The 797-nt window shown below is 68.9% G+C and carries 1 protein-coding gene; it reads right to left on the bottom strand.

What is annotated here, in order from left to right:
- Positions 1-797 (bottom strand): leucyl aminopeptidase family protein (locus AAE045_RS23375; protein ID WP_455549704.1); only part of this gene is annotated, 797 nt, incomplete at both ends.

Raw genomic sequence — 797 nt, 5'->3', positions numbered from 1 at the left:
CGTTGGCCAGGTCGGCGATGTTGCTGTGCAGGTAGCGCAGGTACGGACGCCACAGCGGCATGCGCCAGACCGGATCGCGCACCGATTCACCGGCCTGCAGCCACTGCTGGGCAAGAGTGTCGTCGTTGCTGAACAATGCCGGCAGATCCGGACCGAGCGCGATGCGGGCCGCGCCGGTCAGGGTGGCGAAATCGAGCACGATCTCCGGCTGCTGCTCGCTGGCGTAGGTCAACGCGTCGGCCAGGATCACGCGCCCTTCGGCGTCGGTGTTGTCGATCTCGATGCTCAGGCCCTGGCGGGTGGCGATCACCTCGCCCGGGCGGACCGCATCCGGACCGATCGCGTTTTCCACCGCCGGGATCAGCAGGGTCAGCTGCACCGGCAGCTGCTGGGCCATGATCAGCCCGGCCAGGCCCAGCGCGTGCGCGGCGCCGCCCATGTCCTTCTTCATGTTGCGCATGCCATCGCCCGGCTTGATGTCCAGCCCGCCGGTGTCAAAGCACACGCCCTTGCCGACCAGCGCAACGTGCGGCTGCCCTGCATTGCCCCAGCGCAGCACGATCAGGCGCGGGGCCCGGTGCGAGGCGCGGCCCACGGCATGGATGGAGGGGAAGTTCTGCTCCAGCAGCGCATCGCCGGTGATCACGTCGATCTGCGCACCATGCGCCGTGGCCAGTTCGCGCGCGGCATCTTCCAGCTGCTGTGGACCCATGTCCTCGGTCGGGGTGTTGACCCAGTCGCGCACGCGCAGGCTGGCGATGATCACATCGCGCACTTCGGCCGAAGGCGTGGCAGCC

Source organism: Dryocola clanedunensis (genome assembly GCF_038405435.1).
In the GTDB taxonomy this organism is placed as follows: domain Bacteria; phylum Pseudomonadota; class Gammaproteobacteria; order Enterobacterales; family Enterobacteriaceae; genus Dryocola; species Dryocola clanedunensis_A.
The sequence above is the reverse complement of the archived record's forward strand: the minus strand, read 5'-3'. Positions and strand labels throughout refer to the sequence as shown.